This window comes from Sphingobacterium sp. UBA1897 (assembly GCF_002337775.1).
GTDB lineage: Bacteria > Bacteroidota > Bacteroidia > Sphingobacteriales > Sphingobacteriaceae > Sphingobacterium > Sphingobacterium siyangense.
On record NZ_DDGR01000023.1, the window covers coordinates 412,521 to 430,836 of the forward strand.

An 18,316-nucleotide genomic window follows, 5' to 3' on the forward strand; every position below is an offset into this window, starting at 1 on the left:
TTTATGAAAACTAAACTTCTTGTGCCTATAGTCTGCCTGATGAGTACCACAGGTAGCTTTGCACAAAAAAGAGCTAGTCTCGGGCAGGCTCTTAGCGAGGTAACTCGCATTTACGGAACGAAATTTTCTTATGAAGAGGGACTAATCCGCGATTCTTTTGTTAACAGTGATCTGATCCCGAAAAATAAGAGAATTCCTGTGGAGACTGTATTGAAAGAACTTCTCTATCCAAACAATTATCTCTTTCTCTACGTTCAAAATAATTATTTTACCATTATTCGGGACAATAGAGATAAGAGAAGTAAAGATGATGATGGGCTGTATTGGAAGACTATCACAGGTTTTGTAAAAGATAATAAAGGTACACCCTTGGTGGGTGTTACTGTCATGTCCGATGGACATGCTGTACGTACGGGGGTGACCTCAAGTAGTGATGGTGGCTACACACTTCGCCTCACCGAACCAGCTGATGCGCTGATTTTTTCCTACATGGGGATGGAGCCGCAGCGTAGGGTAATCGGCAGTAGTAATCAGATTAATGTAACGATGGAACAGGTCGTCAGTGTGTTGGATGATGTTGAAGTGGTGTCTATGGGGTACACTAAAATCCCCAAAGAGACAGCTACCGGTTCATTTGGAAACGTGACGGCCAAACAATTACAGGAAACACCGGCAATCAATATCCTTGAACGAATACAGGGGCTCGTACCGGGGATGTATGTAGATCCACGAACAAATAATATACAGATACGCGGTATAAATAGTTTTGGTACCGGAGGAACGCCAAAAGAACCATTGATCGTAGTTGATGGATTTCCGATGGCGGAAACCGTTGATGCCCAGTTTTCGCTTACAAATAAAGGCAATACACAGAGCTCTGGTGGTGCGGTATTAAGCCGAATAAATCCGAACGATATCGAAAGCATAACTGTATTGAAGGATGCTGCGGCATCATCAATTTGGGGGGCCAAAGCCGCAAATGGGGTAATCGTTATTGAAACTAAAAAAGGAAGAGTTACCCCAACATCAATCAATTTCGGTACTTCCTTAAGTATCGCCTCTCCAGCTGATCTGAATAAAATGGACAGGATGTCTTCGTCGCAATATATTGACCTTGAAAAACAATTGGTCGAGGAAGGCTTTATAGCAGACAATATCGAAAAAAATAGCTGGGACGCATTTAATAGTAGCAAACCTCACTCTGAATCACTCGAATGGATTTTTCGTGCAATACGGGGGACAGCAACCGAGCAGGAACGCGACGCAGCACTCTCAAGACTTGCATCTACTGATAATCGTAATCAAATCAAAGACTATCTATTGCAGAAAGCGACTTCCCAACAGTATAATCTTTCGATCTCGGGAGGAGCCAATAAGAGCACCTACTTTGTCTCCACCAATTATACAAAAGATGTCCCCGTGTTTCGCGCAAATAAAGCAGAAAGCTTCAATACAACGGCTAATCTTACCAATATGCTTTTCAACGATCGGGTTAAGCTAGCGACGGGTATTACGTATAATTATGGGAATTCCATTGGTAATTCGGCCGTAATCAACGCTCTATCATCAAATATTAGTTCAGGCGGCCTTCTCCCTTATGATCTGTTGAAAGATGAGAACGGAAATAACATACGACGCTATATTCAATTTAGACCTGAGGTCTCGCAGGATTTTGAGAACAAAGGTTATATGGATTGGGCTTATAATCCAATAGAAGAGCTTACTGCTGCAAATTATAATAATCAAAATCATGGGTTGCGGATGCACATGGATATCAATACTAAATTGACCAGTTGGGCAGATCTCTCGGTAATGGGGCAATGGCAGCGGCAGCTGAACAACACGGAAAATGTTGATGGGGTAAATAGTTATAGCCAGAGAAATCAGATCAATATCGGTACTACATTCAATGCTAATGGAAATTATGTATATGGCTATCCGATGGGAGGTCGATTGGGCATTCAAAATTACAATGGCTCCCAGTACGTTTTTCGTTCGCAGCTGAATATCAACAAAGCTTTTGGCAGGTCTATGGAGCATAATTTGAATTTTCTCGCCGGTGCCGAATGGAAACAGAATAATTACCGGTCATCCGGAGATAACTATTTAGGATTCAACGCTGATACCTATTCATTTGCCGTTATAAACCCAAAAGGAAGTTACCCGACAATTTATGGTTGGGATAATTATTTCAGTTCCAATGCTGCCATTGCAAAGAATAGAAACCGAGCGTTATCTTACTATTCCAATGGCGCTTTTTCGGCCTTTAACGGTAAGTATGTACTTTCTGGAAGCATTCGATTTGATGATTTTACGCTAGTTGGTGCTTCTAAGAGTGAGCGCGGTAAGCCACTTTGGTCTGTAGGTGGAAAATGGGATGTTAAAAAAGAAAACTTCTTAAAAGAATCGACATGGGTAGATGCTTTGGGAATTCGTATGACCTACGGAGTCAACGGTATTTTGCCAACAGGTGCAAATAGGGTAGTTGTTATCAATACAAGTAATGATAACATTACAAATGAAGTAACGGCAGAAATTGTATCGCCTGCTAATAGTCAGATTAGCTGGGAAAAAGTCCATACACTAAATATTGGTCTAGATTACGGCATCTGGCACAACAGACTACAGCTTAACGTAGATTATTATACGAAGAAATCTTCTGATATTATTTATGATTTCCCGTTCAACCCAACCTATGGCTGGACGCGTCTGAAATTTAATAGCTCGACAATGTCGGGACAAGGTGTTGATTTAGGCTTAAGGGCTGTTTGGTTGCAATCTAAGGTGAAATGGAATACATTATTCAATTTTGGTTATAATACCAATAAAGTCACAGATTCGCGTTTCAGCAATCCGACTCGGGTCCTTGACTACATCAATGGAACTATTCCGATTGTCGGAAATTCAACAGATTATGTCTATGCCTACCGTTGGGCAGGACTAGATAATCAAGGACGTTCGCAGGTATACAAACAAAATGGAGAAATTGTCAATGCTGACGCACCCGCTACAGCACTTTCACCCGAAGACCTTGTGAATGTGGGGCGTACCACACCGCCCTATTTTGGTGGACTATTCAATACATTCTCCTATCGTAATTTTACCTTGGGAGTGCGTATAACCTACGAATTGGGACATGTATTTAGACGACTTTCCGTACAAAACTATCCAGATTATGCTCCCTATTCTGGAGTGATCGGTCTTCAGTCTGATTTAGCAAAGAGATGGCGTCAACCTGGAGATGAGGCTTTCACAAACGTACCAGGGTTGAGTAAGCAAGGTTACCAATACAATAGTTTGTCCCGTTATGCCAATTCGGATGCGTTGGTAATCAGTGGTAGTAATGTTCGCTTGCAACAGATTGATCTAGGTTATAGTTTTCCATTCAAAACCTTGGAACATACACCGTTTAAATCTGTAAACGTAAATGCGAGTGTTCGCAATCTAGGCTTACTTTGGCGTAAAAATAAAGATGGAATTGATCCAAGTTATCGGACATTGAATAGTTATTCAAATCTTCCGCCCTCACCAACGTATTTTATGAGTCTAAACCTATCTTTTTAAACCTGAAATCATGAAAATCAAAAATATTATCCTCTATAGCCTACTATCCTCGAGCGTATTATTGGCAGCTTCATGTCGGAAATTTGTAGAAGTAGATCAGTATGATAAACGTACCCTGAAGACAACCGACGATTTTCGTTATCTTCTCAACAATAAGGGTAACTTTGAAAGTTCGTATGTACTGCCACTTATCACAAGTGATAATATCGCTACGGAAGTTCCCTTAACAGCTTCATTGTCCTGGGGCGAGAATTACCAAAGAGCTTATATCTGGAATGACTATTTCTATGTAGACAATCAGCAAGATGTAGCCTGGAATAATCTGTATAAACAGATTTACATTGCCAATGAAATTCTTGACGGGGTGATGGAAAGCCAAAATGGCACAACGGCACAAAAGCTTGCTGTAGCTGCTGAAGCTCGTGTTCATCGTGCGTTTGCCTATTTTTCTTTAGCCAATCAGTATGCCCAAGTATATGATCCCACAAAGGCCGAAAGCCAACCCGGATTACCATTATTGCTGAAAGCAGATCTTTTTGAAAACCTAAGTCGTGTGTCGCTAGCTCGGATTTATGAACAGATGATCACAGATTTAAGTTTGGCTACGGAAAATCTACCTAATTATCCGACTTTTAATTACCATCCTTCCAAAATCGCCGCTTATGCCTTGTTATCAAGAGTATACTTGACAATGCGTAATTTTGAAGAAGCTGGTAGATATGCCGACTTGGCCTTAGCTTTAGATCCTACAGTATATAATCTGGAGGACTACGTTTCAGGATCCTATCCTCGGTTGATTGATGATAAGGAAGTACTCTTGTCGAAGTTAAGCTCAGGATTTATACGCGGCCCGATAAATCCTGAACTTATTGCACTGTACAAAGCTGATGATCTTCGGCTGAAATTATTCATTGGTACCGATGTCAATACCTACAAAGGATCGGTATATATCAAACCTTTATTTAATAACCCCTATTATTACAACTCTTATGTAGGTTTGAATAGCCCCGAAATCATTCTCAATCGGGCAGAGGTATACGCTCGTCAAAATAATGTAGCCAAAGTAGTCGAATTGCTAAATCTATTGCGTAAGAAGCGTTTTGCAGCAAGTAAATACATCGCACTTTCACCGACAGATATCAGTGGTGACTTACTACAGTCGGTCGTCGACGAGCGCCGTCGCGAATTTGTTGGAACGGATCTACGTTGGTACGACATGCGCCGCCTTACATTGGATGGTAATTATTTTAAACCTGTTAGCCGTACGTTAAACGGACAGACTTATACCTTGACGGCTTCAAGCCCACGTTTGATATACCCCATTAACCAGGAAGTGTTGACTCTCAATCCTGAAATTGGCCAAAACCCTAGATAATTTATATAAGATGAAAAAACAGATGATCTTTTTAGTGCTGTTGTTTGTCCAGGCTGTGTTATATGCGCAGCCTCGATTTGACAGCAGCGTTTTCAAGCCGGCAAAACCCCAAACGACAGCGCCTGTTCAGGTGGTCTACAGCGCCAAAGACAAGGATCTTGAATTTAGTGATGCAATACATGCGACATTCTTTTTGTTTGAAGATTTTGACTGGAAGCAGATAAGCCTTCCCATGCAGAAAAATGCGACAGGGCTATGGAGAGTAGCGGTACCGGTTAAACCGACGACGGCTTTTATAGCCGTAAAATTCTATCAGGGAGAAGCTGATCACCCGGATGCAATTGACAACAATCAGAATCGTGGCTATGCTATTGCTCTAGCTGATGGAAAAGGAAATTCCGTAGCGGGGGCATATTTGGGAGAAGCTGCTTTTCAGGTACCTGCAATAGCAGGTGGTGGAATCTTCTCTTATTATAATAATCAGCCTCCTGCGATGCCAGCTGTCTATCTGAAAGGATTGGCTGAAAAAGAATTTGCTTTGTCTGGAAAACTTTACCTGCGCTATTTTCAGCCTTTTATGAACTTACAAAAATTGGCTTTGGAAGGCGCATTTCCAGCATACGCCAGGAAGCTGATTAATGATCAACTTAAACAAAAGGCTATCTCGGATCAAAACCTTAACCAACTTTATAGTTTTGCGAGCGCGCGGCTTCAGGATAAAGCCTTGACTCAATTGATCGAGCAACGTGTAAACACCGATTTTCCAACTGGTGCGACGGCCCGGTTTATTGCTTACAGCAATACCATGGGAAGCAGTCCAAACAAAGCTGAGGTAATTGCTTCGTATGAGAATTTTTTACAACGTTTTCCTGTTCAGCAATGGCGTCAGCATCCCAACGGTCAGGGGTTTATCTATTATGCAGTATACCGTGGACTCGGATCGGCTTACTTTGACTCCAAACAACTTGACAAGTTCGCGAAACTGTATGACGATATTGATTTCCGTACAGGAAACGAATTGATGCGCTGGAATATCATGCGTGCATATATGTTTAAAATGGTTGGTAGAGATAGCCTTTATCAAGTATCCGAAGCAATTCTACCCAAGTTGATCGCGCGTAAAGGAGACAACTCTTATCAGGAAGATTTTGATCGGCAGACTCAGGCAGATTCCAATGTCGTTAAAAATTTGGATGACCGTCTTTTTACCCATATTTCTTTATTAAATGACCTCAAAAAGTATGAAGAAGCCCGAAAATATTTCTTACTGCTTTCCGAAGATGGTAAATACAATAATGCCGAACTCAATGAAATTAATCTTCAGGTGCTGGAAGGCTTAGGCGATGACAAACAAATCTTACCCTTACTTGAGATGAGTGCAAGATACAATGCAATGACACCGCGTATGTTTGATAAGCTCAAAGCAATTTACTTAAAAGGACATGCTGGCGATGAGGGTGGTTATCAGGCTTACTTGACGGGATTAAAATCCGCCGAGGAAAAAGCTGCAATGCAGGCCTATGTGGATCACAATTGGGTCAATCATCCTATGCCTGATTTTCGATTGGAAACTGCCGAAGGTCTATTTATTACGCCAGAAGATTGGAAAGATAAAATTGTTGTCGTGGATTTTTGGGCTACCTGGTGTCGTCCATGTATTATGGCCTTTCCAGGAATGCAGCTTTTGGTCGATAAATATGCGCAGGATAAACATGTTGCCATTTATATGCTAGGTACCATGCAGACCGGAAATTATAAAGATAAATCAGTGAACTATGTTCGTGGAGAAGGTTTTCGTTTCAATTTGTTACATGATTCGGTCAATCCACAGACGAATGAGCAGGATTTGGTGTTCAAACAATTGGTCCCGCTGTTCGGCGATTCATCTATTCCACGAAAAATCATTGTGAAAAATGGTCGGGTGCGTTATTGCTCGGGAGGTTACTCAGGAAGCCCCAGCAAATTGATGGATGAACTTTCCCTGGCTATCGAGATACTTAAAAACGAAAAATAAAATATTAAAATATTACGCAATATGAATAGGAAAGCAACGAGTTTACTCGTCGGCATGCTTGGTCTAGGGCTGTCTTTGCAGGCTCAGATGAATCCAAAATATAAATTTGAGGAGGCACTGAAGCTTATTCAGCAGAATTATGTCGACCAGGTCAATGAAGAACATCTGGTGGATGCGGCGATCAAAGCGATGATAGCAGATTTAGATCCCCATTCACACTATACCAGTCGTGAGGAGGCTGAACAGATGCGTGTCGCCATGAGTGGAAGCTTTGCTGGGATAGGCATTCAGTTTCTAAAAACAAAAGAGCAGACTTTTGTCACCAAAGTCAATCCTGATGGACCTGCCATGCGTGCAGGAATACGTGTCGGTGATCAGATCCAAGGGATAGACGGAGAAAGCATCCTTGAGCAAAAATGGGGCAATAAGGAGATTATGGAAAAATTGCGCGGTGAAAAAGACGTGCCAGTACTCCTTACAATTGCGTCTCCGGGAAGTAAGGAAAGCAAGAATATCAGTATTGTTCGCGAAAATATATTGGAGAAATCGGTTCGAGAAAGTTATATGGTAGATCAGGAGATCGGCTACATTGCGCTTTCAATTTTCAATAGAACGACACGTCAGGAGATTGATGCTGCTCTAAAAAATCTGAAAGAACAAGGAATGAAAAAGCTGATCCTTGATTTGCAGAGCAATGGTGGAGGCTATGTCGAATCTGCTATTGGTGTTGCCGATGAGTTTTTGCCTAAGGAGAAAATTGTCTTTTATTCAGTGCCCAATGAAGGCGGAAAAGACTATTACTTTACGGGCGGATTTGGTCAGTTTTACGAAGGACAGCTCGTAGTCCTTATTGACGAATCAACTGCTTCGTCCAGTGAAATTGTCACTGGAGCACTTCAGGATTGGGATCGTGCTGTAATTATCGGGCGCCGCAGCTTCGGAAAAGGCTTGATGCAGAAACCGGTACCGCTATCGGATGGCTCAGAAATGCAGCTTACCGGTGCGAGATACTATACTCCATCAGGGCGTTCGATCCAAAAGCCCTACAATAAAGGCAAGGATGATTATTTCCAGGATTTTAACCGTCGAATGGAATCAAAAGAATTATTGGAAGAAGGACATATTTCCTTTCCGGACTCTTTAAAATACATGACACTTGGAAATAAAAGGATTGTTTTTGGGGGTGGTGGAATTATGCCAGATCGTTTTGTTCCCATAGATACCAATGAATATAGTACCTGGATGGCACAACTGATGAACAGTGGGCTCGTTGCCAAAGGTGGATTTGAGTTTGTCCAACAAAATCGTGAGGCTCTGCTCAAAGCGTATCCAGATTTCAAAGCATTCAACATAAGGTTTAAAGTTCCAAAAGAAGTACACCAGCAACTGATCACTGCCGCTAACAAAATTGCTGTAGCAATTCCACCTGCACAACAGCTTGACGCGCATGCTACTATTGATGTTGAATTTAAAGCACAAGTAGGTTCATTGTTATATACTGGCGGTGATTATATGGCCCGGATCCGGAACGAATCCAACCAAAGTTTTAAAGAGGCATTGTCTGTACTACGGGATGAAAAACTTTACAAACAATTATTACAGACAGGAACTGTGGGACAGGCTGCTAAAAACAGTCTGACGAAATTAGTGAAATAGATTTTTGAACGAGAAAAACTAAATAATTATGAAAAATATGAAATGGGCGCTAGCTTTAGCTTGCGTATTGCCAGCATTAGGATATGCACAACAAAATTATACACTGCAAGGAGCAGTGGGCAAGTTAGACAAACCTGCGAAGGCATATCTGCGTCTTAATTATGACGGAAAAGAACGCATTGACTCCGTTGAAATAAAAAATGGAAAATTTGAATTTAAGGGAAGTATCCCTTCCCCGATGGAAGCGCATTTACGTATTATCCACGATAATGCTCCTTTTGACCCTGCTAAACCACCGAAACAAGATATTCTTCCTTTTTTTATTGAATCAGCAACGATCAAATTTGTAGCGGCAGATTCAATTAAACATGCAAAAATCTCCGGATCCCCTTTAAATACAGAAAATGAACGGGTAAATACGATGTTGAAACCGATATATGATCAATATGAGGTTTTAAATAACGAATATAAAGCTAAGTCGCTCGCAGATCAGCAAGACCCTAAATATATCAAGTCTTTGGAGGATCGTGCAAATGCTATACAGCAACAGACCATCGATGCGAAATTGGACTATGTGGCCAAAAACCCAAAAAGCTATATGGCTTTAATGGCTTTTAATTCAACGTTACCCCCTGAATTTGATGCGCTCAAAGCCGAGAAGATATTTGCTACACTAGATCCTAGCTTGCAGAATTCTATTCTGGGTAAGGACTTGGCAAAACGTATAGCGTTAGTCAAAAAAACAAGTGAGGGGGTCGAAGCCCAGGATTTCACACAGCCTGATGTTGATGGCAAGCCTGTGAAATTATCCGATTACCGCGGCAAGTATGTCCTGATCGACTTTTGGGCATCCTGGTGTGCACCATGTCGACGGGAAAATCCGAATTTAGTAAAATCCTATACTAAATACCAAAAGCAAGGATTTGAAATTCTAGGCGTATCCATGGATAAAGCGGCTGATAAAGCGAAATGGTTAAAAGCGATCCAAGATGATGGACTTACCTGGAAACAAGTGGGAGATCTCAAGGGATGGGAAAATGAAGCGGGGTTAATGTATGATGTGAAGGCTATTCCCATGAATTTCTTGGTGGACCCTAATGGTAAAATCATTGCGAAATATTTGCGTGGTGAAGAATTGGATAAAAAATTAGAGGAAATTTTTTCCAAATAGTTTTCCAATATGCTGAGTCCTAACCTAGGTTTGCATATGTTTCGTTAGAAAAAGAAGGCTGTCGTTGAGTACAGCCTTTCTTTTTGATTTTAATGCAGAGATAGTTGATTACCAGCTAAAACAGGATTTCTCCAGAGGAGCTCGTTAGAAAAATATGTAAACATGTTGCTAGACTAGTTGTCCATTTTATTGTTGCAACTCTAAGAAGAATTGATTTAATGTAAAAATAAACATGCGTTAGCTTCTATTGATTATGAAATGTAAATAGTTTTACTAAATTCAAAGACAAGCTTTAAAGGGGCTATTTAGATCAGCGTTAAGACATGGTTTAGTTAATATAGAATCAAAAAATAAAATTTAAAATGGAGAAGAAAACCTATCAATATAACATTCAATTGGAATATTTAAAGAATAACAAAGGGGAAATAATGGAACATCAACCTTTGACGTTCGAATTCCAAAATCACGATGACATTTTTAAAATTATTGAAATGTCAATACAAAGGAATAATTTTCCTACACAACAAGACAATGTAGAGTTTGCGTTGGGATTGAAGCTTTTTAGTGAGGTAATGCTGAGAAATAAAGATAATTCTTTGTTTGAGGATTTTATTCCTGCATTCCAGCAATTGATGAATAAAATAAAATCTAAGTAATAAAATACGATCATGTATAATTCTTTGTTTTTATTTTTCTTCTTCTGGGCAAACATCCTATTTGCTCAAAAGAAGCAGTATATCCTGGCTCTATCGAAGGGAGATAGTTCATTGGTTGTTTTGGATTATCAAACGCTCAAGGCTATAAAATCAATCCCCATTAGTTCAGATCCCCATGAGATCGTAACCAATAGCGAAGGAAATGAAGCATATATTTCACATCCGATTTTGACAGGGATTGGCTCCAAAATTAATGTGGTCGATCTGAAAAAACTAAATTTAAAAAGGACAATAGATACAAAGCCCTTTTTTACCCCTCACGGCTTATCCTATCAATCCAATAAGCTCTGGGTTACAGTACAGGGATCGAAAGCTGTGGTCTTATTGGATTTAAAGACGGACCGAGTTGAACAAGTATTTGGAACCGGTCAAGACTTTACTCACTTGATATCCGTTCAGAATGATGGTTTAACATTCTATACAACCAATGTGGAATCCGGGACAGTGAGTGTTTATGAAAAAAAAGATATTGCTCCCTATATGCCTCCAACAGGAGTTTTGCCTCCCGATGCAAAAATACGGAAGGAGTGGCGGCAAGATCTTATACAGGTCGGTCTTGGTGCTGAGGGATTTGATATATCCTTAGACGGCAAAGAATTGTGGACAGCTCGTCCAGATGGTCATATCATCGTGGTGGATTTGGAGAAAAAGCTTATCAAGCATGATATAAATAGTGGTGTATTGGGCTTACATCGTCTCAAAATAACACCCGATGGAAATACAGTATGTATTGTGAGTGTTAAAACAGGCGATCTACTTTTTTATAATCGGACCACATTGCAACTTGAGCAAAAACAAAAAATTGGTAGAGGTGCAGGTACCTATATGGATACTGAACAAGAACGTATGTTCATCTCTTGTACCCCAGATAATTATATTGCTGTAATAGACCTAAAGACTCGGCAGGAAATTAAGAGAATTAATATAGCAAGGCCTGACGGAGTTACTTCCGTGGAGGTTCTTAAATAATGAGCATGAAAGTGAGTAAATTTAATAATATAAGGGTGTGTTGGTACATCTACTTTCCTGGACATTGCTTGCATTTGCTTTGCTTGGATACCCCTATACATTAAAAAAGGAAATATCTTATCCCGCTGAATTTTTGATTAAGCAGGTTATTCACCTTTGTATTATGGTGATAGCTTATTATATGAATTCGTATTATTTTGTGCCCTACTTTCTATTTAATAAGAGATATGTATGGTATGTAATAAGTATCGTATGTTTTGTTCTATTTGCTTCTTTTTTTATGTCTTTTGTGTCTCGGCTACTTGATCTCCATAACAAGGAACCATTTTTACAGATTCCTACTATCTGGCATAGATTATACCTTGACCGTTTTGCAACTTGGACAACTTTGATCATGCTGGGTATTAGTACCTCTATGTCGATTATGACTAAATGGAATAAAGACAGTAAAAGGTTAGTGCATTTGGAACACGAGCAAGTTCAAATGGAACTTACCACGTTGAGAGCACAAATCCATCCGCATTTTCTTTTTAACACCCTTAATAGCATTTATGCACTTAGCTATTTAGATGCAGATGCTTCACGAAAAGCGCTTGCGCAGACTTCGAGGTTGCTCCGCTATCAATTTTACGAGGTAAAACATACAATGACTCCATTAGCAAATGAGTTGGCGTTTATAAAAGATTATGTGTCTATTATGCGATTACGTACAAATAACAATATTCATATTGAATTGTTGATCCCCGAAGAAACTGGAGATTTTCAAATTGCACCCATGCTTCTGATCTCGTATATTGAAAATGTTTTTAAACATGGTATTACTGATGATGATGCAACTATATTCATTAATATTGCATTGGAGGGTGATATATTGACTTTGAAAACAAAAAATAAAATTGGTACTTTGTCCAATAGGCTAGAGGACCTTGAAATAAAAGGGGTAGGAATGTGTAATACAAAAAGAAGGCTAGAATTATTATATGCATCGCGATATGACATACTGACTGAAGTAGATGAAATCAACAGGACTTATAATTTAAAACTTGCAATTCAACTGACATGATATTAAATTGTGTGACGATCGACGATGAACCATTAGCACTTGGTCTCCTTAATTCCTTTATCGAAAATACACCAGCATTGCGGCTGATTTCTACCTATAATAGTACAAAGGACATTATCGATAGAATTTCTGAAATAGAATTTGAGTTGTTGTTTTTGGATATAAATATGCCTGGCATTAATGGAATCGAAATCGCGCGATCTGTTAAGGAATTAGAGGAATCCAAACGGCCAAAGGTTATTTTCACTACAGCGCATAATGAATTTGCTGTCGAAAGTTATGAAGTAGAAGCTTTAGGCTATTTATTAAAACCTTTTGAATATCATGAATTTTTGAAGGTTGTCGATAAAGCTTCTAAATACTACCAGTCAACAATCGCAGCCTTGCCTAATCTTCTCGGGGAGGGGGCACTATTTGTCAGATCTGATCATCAACAAATAAAGATTGCATGGGAGGATATTAAATTTATTCAAGGCTTAAAAGATTATGTTGCTATTCATTTGAAATCCTCTGACAAAACAATTGTTACGTTAGCTACATTGAAGTCACTTGAACAGAAATTGCCGTTAGAAAGATTCCGGCGGATTCAAAAGTCGTATATCGTGGCATTGGATGCGGTCACGTCTTTATCCACCAATAGTGTATGGATTGAGGATTATGAAATAACAATTGGGGAGCAGTATAAAAAAGGACTTCACGCAATCTTTAAAAGGTTGCTTACTTAAGATTGATTTAATTTCTCAATTGCTTTATCATTTAATGTTTTAAAAGCTATCCAATTTATATAATATCATCTTGAGCAATTTCTTCATTATGCTCAATTTTTCTTGGCCATTTCTTTAGGAGTAACATCGAAAGTTCTTTTAAAAATTAGAATAAAATGAGAAACGTTTTTATACCCCAATCGAGCCGCAATATCGTTTACACTACAACCATTGCATACTAAGGCTTTTGCTTCTATCATCCGGAGATGGATAATATAGGACTTTATCGTTGTTCCAAATTTTAACTTGAAGAAATATTTAAGTTTAAATTCATTTAACAGGACCAACCTTGACAACTGTTTGATTGTCGGAGATAGTTGATAGCTTGTTAGTAAGTAGGCTTTTGCGATGGCTAATTTTTGTTCAACTTCATTTGGAATTGTTGAATCAGAAAAATTCAGGGGAGGTTGTAGAAGTAAGAGATATAAAAGTTCTTTTATTTTTAACTCAAAATAATATCTTTTAAATGGATCATCAGTATGTTCATTTAAAAGGGTATCAATTATATTTTTTATGTTGGGTTCGAGAAAATATTCAAAGACAATTATTGGTGCGCTCACCAGCTTTTCAAAAAAATTATCCTTATTGATCCAAGTTTCCTTTCCAAAAAGGTTAGTAAATAAATCTACAGAAAATAAAACCGTACAACGGGGTACTCTAGTTTTTAGCGTCATTAGCTGTTGTGCCTGAGTCGTTAACTTATTGGAGATTCTAACTACACCTTGTTGACAGACTATTGATATATAGGGTTTATCTATGTCGAATTGTGAGACAATTAAGCTTTCTTCCTCTATTATGCATAATCCGGGCATTACCCATCTTCTCAGCGACAATTTACTTTGATCAGTTTTAAATTCCTTTTTGCTATAAACTAATTCATCCCTATCGCTGCCTCTTACAGGGAGTGTAATTTCCATTATTTGTCTACTATTATCAGCTGGTCCCAAGAGACGAATCGTGATACAATTTTTCATTTTATTTTTAATCATTCTAAACAGAACAAAATTGCAGCCTCTAAATCTTGTAAAAAAGAGTTTCGTCGATCTAGGTTGAGCTTTGGTCGAAAATATCCCTATAATCCCTAAAACATGATTTTTAATCCCATTTCCGTTATACTACGACGGCTGTCATCTCTTAAATTTGCGACAGTTTAAAATCAGTCTAAATAATAATAGTATTACTTGAGCTGATCCATATCAATTAATCATAGTCATATAATGAGAAAATATCTACTTCTATTTATTGTGTTTTTTACGATTCAAGCTTTTGCTCAGCATCGTGCTTCTGTGAAGATAATCGGTTATGTTAAAAATGCGGATGGAAAAGCATTATCGGATGCGACGGTATATATTAAGAACACGGCGTATAGTACTTCAACGGATAAAGACGGACACTATATATTGGTGGTTGTACCAGGGAAATATGAAATTATTGGTTCTAAAGTCGGATTCTTAGCTCATAAAGAATTTGCTACAGTGAATAATGGTGAAAATAAGTACCTACAATTTGATTTAAATGCAGATCCGAGTACAACATTGGACCAAGTCGTTGTTGCTGGCAAATCTGGTATTCAGGAGGTTCGAGAGTCGCCTTTTAATGTTGTTGCATTGGATGCTAAAGCATGATATAATTCGACGATGAACCTTACAGACCTCTTGGCAAAAGCTTCGGGAGTCAAAATAAGACAGGCTGGAGGTCTGGGATCGGATGTTAATATCGCGATCAATGGATTTACTGGGCGTAACATAAAAATTTTTATGGATGGCGTACCTATGCAAGGTACAAGTTCCTCCTTCCAGCTCAATAATATTCCGGTGTCTCTAGCTGAGCGTATTGAAATCTATAAAGGTGTAATACCCATTGAATTTGGATCTGACGCTTTGGGAGGAGTAATTAATATTGTAACCAATCAGAGTACAAATTCTTTTGTGGACGCGTCCTATTCTTATGGTACATATAATACACATCGGACCAATATTATTGTGGGACACACAACTCCCAAAGGGTTCTCCTTTCAGCTAAACGGGTATCAAAACTATTCGGATAATAGCTATAAAATCAAAAGTAGATTAAAAACGAATGGAAATACGAGTCGTGATACGATGTGGTTTAAACGTTTTCATGGTGGTTATCATAATGAGGGGATAGTAGCTAAAGTGGGGTGGGTGAATAAACCTTGGGCAGATCGATTTTTTATTGGTGCGACATTGAGTCAGGATTACAAAGAAATCCAGAATGCTCCTGGGAATATAGAAACGGTCTATGGAGACGTATTTCAAAAATCAAAAGGGATACAGCCGACAATGGAGTATTATAAAAGAGATCTGTTAATAAAGGGATTGACGGCGCGCGTTACCGCTAACTATAATTTTAGCCGAAATAGTACAGTAGATACGTCTAGTTATTCTTACAACTGGTTGGGGGAACGCATCATTGCTGTGTCCAAAGGAGAGCGTGGTGTTGCAGGCCTTTCAGACTCAGATAATTCTAATTATTCTGGGACGGCTAATTTAAGCTATCGAATTAATGACCAGCATGCCATTACCCTGAATGATATTCAGACAGGATTTGTTAGAAATGTCGTCTCAGATCTGCCCGAAGAATCGCTCAGTGAATTCGAAAAACTAAAAAGGCACAGTTCAAAAAATGTACTTGGTTTATCTTATCGCTACAGGCACAGCCGTAGCTGGAACGTAAATGCATTTGGCAAAAATTATCTACAGAAGGTTAGAGGACCATATAATAACGGAGATGAAGCGCATCCAGACTATCAGGAAAAATCAGTATCCTACAATAAAATCGGTTATGGAATCGCCAGTACCTATTTCTGGAGAGAATTTCAGTTCAAGGCATCTTGGGAGCGGGCATATCGTCTACCTTCTGATAGGGACTTGTTTGGAGATGAGACGGAGGAAGTCGGTAATACAGCCCTGAAACCAGAGAGTTCGATGAACTATAATCTTGGTGTGACCATCAATAAAGAAGTCGGCAGTGCGCATGTCATCTATGTGGATGTCAATGGATATTATAGAGATACCAAAGATTTTATCAGAACCACATTTATGCCACGTTCGCAGTTAACTGAGCTTGTCAATTTTGGTAAAACGCGAACGCTAGGAGTGGATCTTGAAGCCCGTTATTACTTTAAGAATATCGCGACTATCGGTGGAACATATACTTTTATGAACTTGTATAATAACGAAAAGACGAGAGATGCTGCTTCTGGTACAATAGAAAATTCTACTTACAAAGATCACATGCCGAATATCCCGTACAATTTTGGCAACCTTGAAGCAGGATATTATTTGCACCATCTAGGAGGTAAGGATAATGTACTAAATCTGACTTACTCCTTTAATTATGTAGGGAAGTTTTATCTGAATTTTGAAAGTCTAGGGGATGCGGTCAATGGAGGTGAGAAGTATGCTCTTCCAACACAAATATCACATGATTTTGGCGCTACTTATATGGTCAAAAACGGGAAGTACAATTTTACGCTTGAAGTGCAGAATTTAACCGGTGCCGAATTGGCTGACAATTTTGGAATGCTCAAACCGGGCCGTGCCATCTACGGGAAGATGAGATTCTATGTGATGAAAAGAAGTAAAAATCAACAAAATAAATAATTTTTAATTAAATAGTGATGAATAGAACAAAAACCAAGTTTTTTAGCTTCGCCATCGTTTTACTGGCTTTAGCGTCTTGTAGTAAGGATAAAAATATTAACGACACAGATCCGACACCAGTTGATCCAGAGAATCCTGAAGTTGTTGTCAAGGATAAATATTTCTTTGCTGGGGTGAATAATGGATTTACCTATGTTATGGCATTGGATGATCTTGCAAAAGATACCGTTATTACCACAAAATATCCCGGTACGATTGAATATAATGGAAGCTTTACGCAATGGGGATATAATGGAACAAGCGCGTTGTTTGCCATAGAATATCGTCAGGGTAATCCTGCTCCTGGTTCAGTGTTTCAGTTAAGTGCATCGGGAGCACTGAAGAAAATAGATGACTTTACATTGGATAAGGGATTCAACAGTATCGGTTCTTTTAGTCATTACTTGGTAGCTATTGCTAATGGAGAAACATTGACTGCTCCAAATAATGGTAAAAAAGGATCGGTATTTTATTCAGTGAATATTTCGAATCAAAATCAGATCACGCCATATCCAGTACTTGGTGAAAACTATGTGAATGATTTTACAGCAAGTTTTGTAGGTTTAGTAGATGCCGGCAATGAAACTTTCTTAAGCGGGGTCAATTTAGCGGCAGGGCCTAGTGCTGTAGCCCCTCCAACTGATAAAATATATGTCGCAAAGTTTGATGCGTCGATGAAAGTTTTAACAAAATATGAGGATAGTCGCCTAAGTCCAACGGGTGGGCAATTTAGGTCGGCAAGATACGGTCAATTGGCGAATGACCAGGAAGGAAATACTTATGTATTCTCTTCAGGCTATCAAGGCGTAAAACCTTCTGGTGCATTATTGATAAAAAAAGGTGCTACCGCCTTTGATGCAGGCTATTTCTTCGATATTTCAGCAGCATCAGGAGGTTACGCGCTTCGCAAAGTTTGGAATATCAAAGATGATTATTTTTTATTAGAAATGTATAATACCGCAGGAACTGCTTCAAGTGCGGGTACAGCAACACAGTATGGAGTTGTTAAAATGAGTGATAAATCTTTCAAAATGATCACAGAGGGCTTTCCTGCTATCGACAAAATTTCTAGCGTTGGTTGGCCATTTACAGCAGACGGGAAAGCTTATATTCCTGTAGTCACAACCGATGCGTATCCAACAGTATATGTCGTAGACCCTGCAACTGCTAAAGCAACAAAAGGTGTCTCAATATCCGATGCAACTTCTATCCCTGGATTGGGTAAATTGACTCCTCAGGTAGATATAAATTAGTTTTATTTACGCATTTGCACTATTCTAAATTGCTCAAGAATATTTGAGCAATTTAGAATACGAATAATAAACTGAATCCACCGTGAATCAATATTTAAAAATATAA

Annotated in this window: 13 protein-coding genes; 12 read left to right on the plus strand and 1 reads right to left on the minus strand. The window is 39.0% G+C overall.

The window, feature by feature from the left end; translation table 11 throughout:
* The first annotated feature begins 3 nt into the window (after nucleotides 1–3).
* The 9 genes from B4N43_RS15110 to B4N43_RS15150 all read left to right on the plus strand — a co-directional run bounded on the left by B4N43_RS15110 (nucleotide 4) and on the right by B4N43_RS15150 (nucleotide 13,253).
* Complete coding sequence (locus B4N43_RS15110; protein ID WP_286735489.1) at nucleotides 4–3,564, plus strand: SusC/RagA family TonB-linked outer membrane protein; 3,561 nt, start codon at nucleotides 4–6, stop codon at nucleotides 3,562–3,564.
* Between the two features lie 10 nt (nucleotides 3,565–3,574).
* Nucleotides 3,575–4,939: a RagB/SusD family nutrient uptake outer membrane protein gene (locus B4N43_RS15115; protein WP_286735490.1), complete on the plus strand. Its 1,365-nt coding sequence runs from the start codon at nucleotides 3,575–3,577 to the stop codon at nucleotides 4,937–4,939.
* Nucleotides 4,940–4,949: 10 nt separating this feature from the next.
* Nucleotides 4,950–6,953, plus strand: a complete 2,004-nt coding sequence (locus B4N43_RS15120) for a TlpA family protein disulfide reductase (protein WP_286735491.1) — start codon at nucleotides 4,950–4,952, stop codon at nucleotides 6,951–6,953.
* A 21-nt stretch (nucleotides 6,954–6,974) separates the two neighbouring features.
* Entirely contained in the window at nucleotides 6,975–8,609 is a 1,635-nt protein-coding gene (locus B4N43_RS15125; protein WP_286735492.1) for a S41 family peptidase, read from the plus strand.
* A 28-nt stretch (nucleotides 8,610–8,637) separates the two neighbouring features.
* Nucleotides 8,638–9,780 carry a TlpA disulfide reductase family protein gene (locus B4N43_RS15130; protein WP_286735493.1) on the plus strand — a complete coding sequence of 381 codons (1,143 nt, stop codon included), beginning with the start codon at nucleotides 8,638–8,640 and terminating at the stop codon, nucleotides 9,778–9,780.
* A gap of 362 nt (nucleotides 9,781–10,142) precedes the next feature.
* The gene (locus tag B4N43_RS15135) at nucleotides 10,143–10,436 is read left to right on the plus strand and encodes a DUF3861 domain-containing protein (protein WP_286735494.1); all 294 of its coding nucleotides are present in this window, start codon (nucleotides 10,143–10,145) and stop codon (nucleotides 10,434–10,436) included.
* A gap of 12 nt (nucleotides 10,437–10,448) precedes the next feature.
* Nucleotides 10,449–11,465, plus strand: a complete 1,017-nt coding sequence (locus B4N43_RS15140) for a YncE family protein (protein ID WP_286735495.1) — start codon at nucleotides 10,449–10,451, stop codon at nucleotides 11,463–11,465.
* 280 nt (nucleotides 11,466–11,745) lie between these two features.
* Complete coding sequence (locus B4N43_RS15145; protein ID WP_286735496.1) at nucleotides 11,746–12,528, plus strand: sensor histidine kinase; 783 nt, start codon at nucleotides 11,746–11,748, stop codon at nucleotides 12,526–12,528.
* Nucleotides 12,525–13,253 (plus strand): LytR/AlgR family response regulator transcription factor, encoded by a 729-nt coding sequence (locus B4N43_RS15150; protein WP_286735497.1) that lies wholly within the window; start codon nucleotides 12,525–12,527, stop codon nucleotides 13,251–13,253. Before B4N43_RS15145 ends, B4N43_RS15150 begins: the two co-directional genes overlap by 4 nt.
* Nucleotides 13,254–13,345: 92 nt before the next feature.
* On the opposite strand, the gene B4N43_RS15155 is transcribed toward B4N43_RS15150, so the two are convergent.
* Nucleotides 13,346–14,266, minus strand: a complete 921-nt coding sequence (locus B4N43_RS15155) for a helix-turn-helix transcriptional regulator (RefSeq protein WP_286735498.1) — start codon at nucleotides 14,264–14,266, stop codon at nucleotides 13,346–13,348.
* 243 nt (nucleotides 14,267–14,509) lie between these two features.
* Between B4N43_RS15155 and B4N43_RS15160 the strand changes: the two genes are divergently transcribed.
* From B4N43_RS15160 to B4N43_RS15170, 3 genes are read left to right on the plus strand one after another with little or no spacing between them, the layout of a single operon-like run.
* The gene (locus tag B4N43_RS15160; RefSeq protein WP_286735499.1) at nucleotides 14,510–14,917 is read left to right on the plus strand and encodes a carboxypeptidase regulatory-like domain-containing protein; all 408 of its coding nucleotides are present in this window, start codon (nucleotides 14,510–14,512) and stop codon (nucleotides 14,915–14,917) included.
* A 12-nt stretch (nucleotides 14,918–14,929) separates the two neighbouring features.
* On the plus strand, nucleotides 14,930–16,918 hold the full coding sequence (locus B4N43_RS15165; RefSeq protein ID WP_286735500.1) for a TonB-dependent receptor plug domain-containing protein: 1,989 nt from the start codon (nucleotides 14,930–14,932) through the stop codon (nucleotides 16,916–16,918).
* Nucleotides 16,919–16,935: 17 nt separating this feature from the next.
* Nucleotides 16,936–18,210, plus strand: a complete 1,275-nt coding sequence (locus B4N43_RS15170) for a DUF4374 domain-containing protein (RefSeq protein ID WP_286735501.1) — start codon at nucleotides 16,936–16,938, stop codon at nucleotides 18,208–18,210.
* The last annotated feature ends 106 nt before the right edge of the window (nucleotides 18,211–18,316 follow it).

Coding starts and splice junctions, on each gene's coding strand:
- B4N43_RS15110 (WP_286735489.1), top strand. CDS start 4: ATGAAAACTAAACTTCTTGTGCCTATAGTCTGCCTGATGAGTACCACA.
- B4N43_RS15115 (WP_286735490.1), top strand. CDS start 3,575: ATGAAAATCAAAAATATTATCCTCTATAGCCTACTATCCTCGAGCGTA.
- B4N43_RS15120 (WP_286735491.1), top strand. CDS start 4,950: ATGAAAAAACAGATGATCTTTTTAGTGCTGTTGTTTGTCCAGGCTGTG.
- B4N43_RS15125 (WP_286735492.1), top strand. CDS start 6,975: ATGAATAGGAAAGCAACGAGTTTACTCGTCGGCATGCTTGGTCTAGGG.
- B4N43_RS15130 (WP_286735493.1), top strand. CDS start 8,638: ATGAAAAATATGAAATGGGCGCTAGCTTTAGCTTGCGTATTGCCAGCA.
- B4N43_RS15135 (WP_286735494.1), top strand. CDS start 10,143: ATGGAGAAGAAAACCTATCAATATAACATTCAATTGGAATATTTAAAG.
- B4N43_RS15140 (WP_286735495.1), top strand. CDS start 10,449: ATGTATAATTCTTTGTTTTTATTTTTCTTCTTCTGGGCAAACATCCTA.
- B4N43_RS15145 (WP_286735496.1), top strand. CDS start 11,746: ATGTCTTTTGTGTCTCGGCTACTTGATCTCCATAACAAGGAACCATTT.
- B4N43_RS15150 (WP_286735497.1), top strand. CDS start 12,525: ATGATATTAAATTGTGTGACGATCGACGATGAACCATTAGCACTTGGT.
- B4N43_RS15155 (WP_286735498.1), bottom strand. CDS start 14,266: ATGAAAAATTGTATCACGATTCGTCTCTTGGGACCAGCTGATAATAGT.
- B4N43_RS15160 (WP_286735499.1), top strand. CDS start 14,510: ATGAGAAAATATCTACTTCTATTTATTGTGTTTTTTACGATTCAAGCT.
- B4N43_RS15165 (WP_286735500.1), top strand. CDS start 14,930: ATGAACCTTACAGACCTCTTGGCAAAAGCTTCGGGAGTCAAAATAAGA.
- B4N43_RS15170 (WP_286735501.1), top strand. CDS start 16,936: ATGAATAGAACAAAAACCAAGTTTTTTAGCTTCGCCATCGTTTTACTG.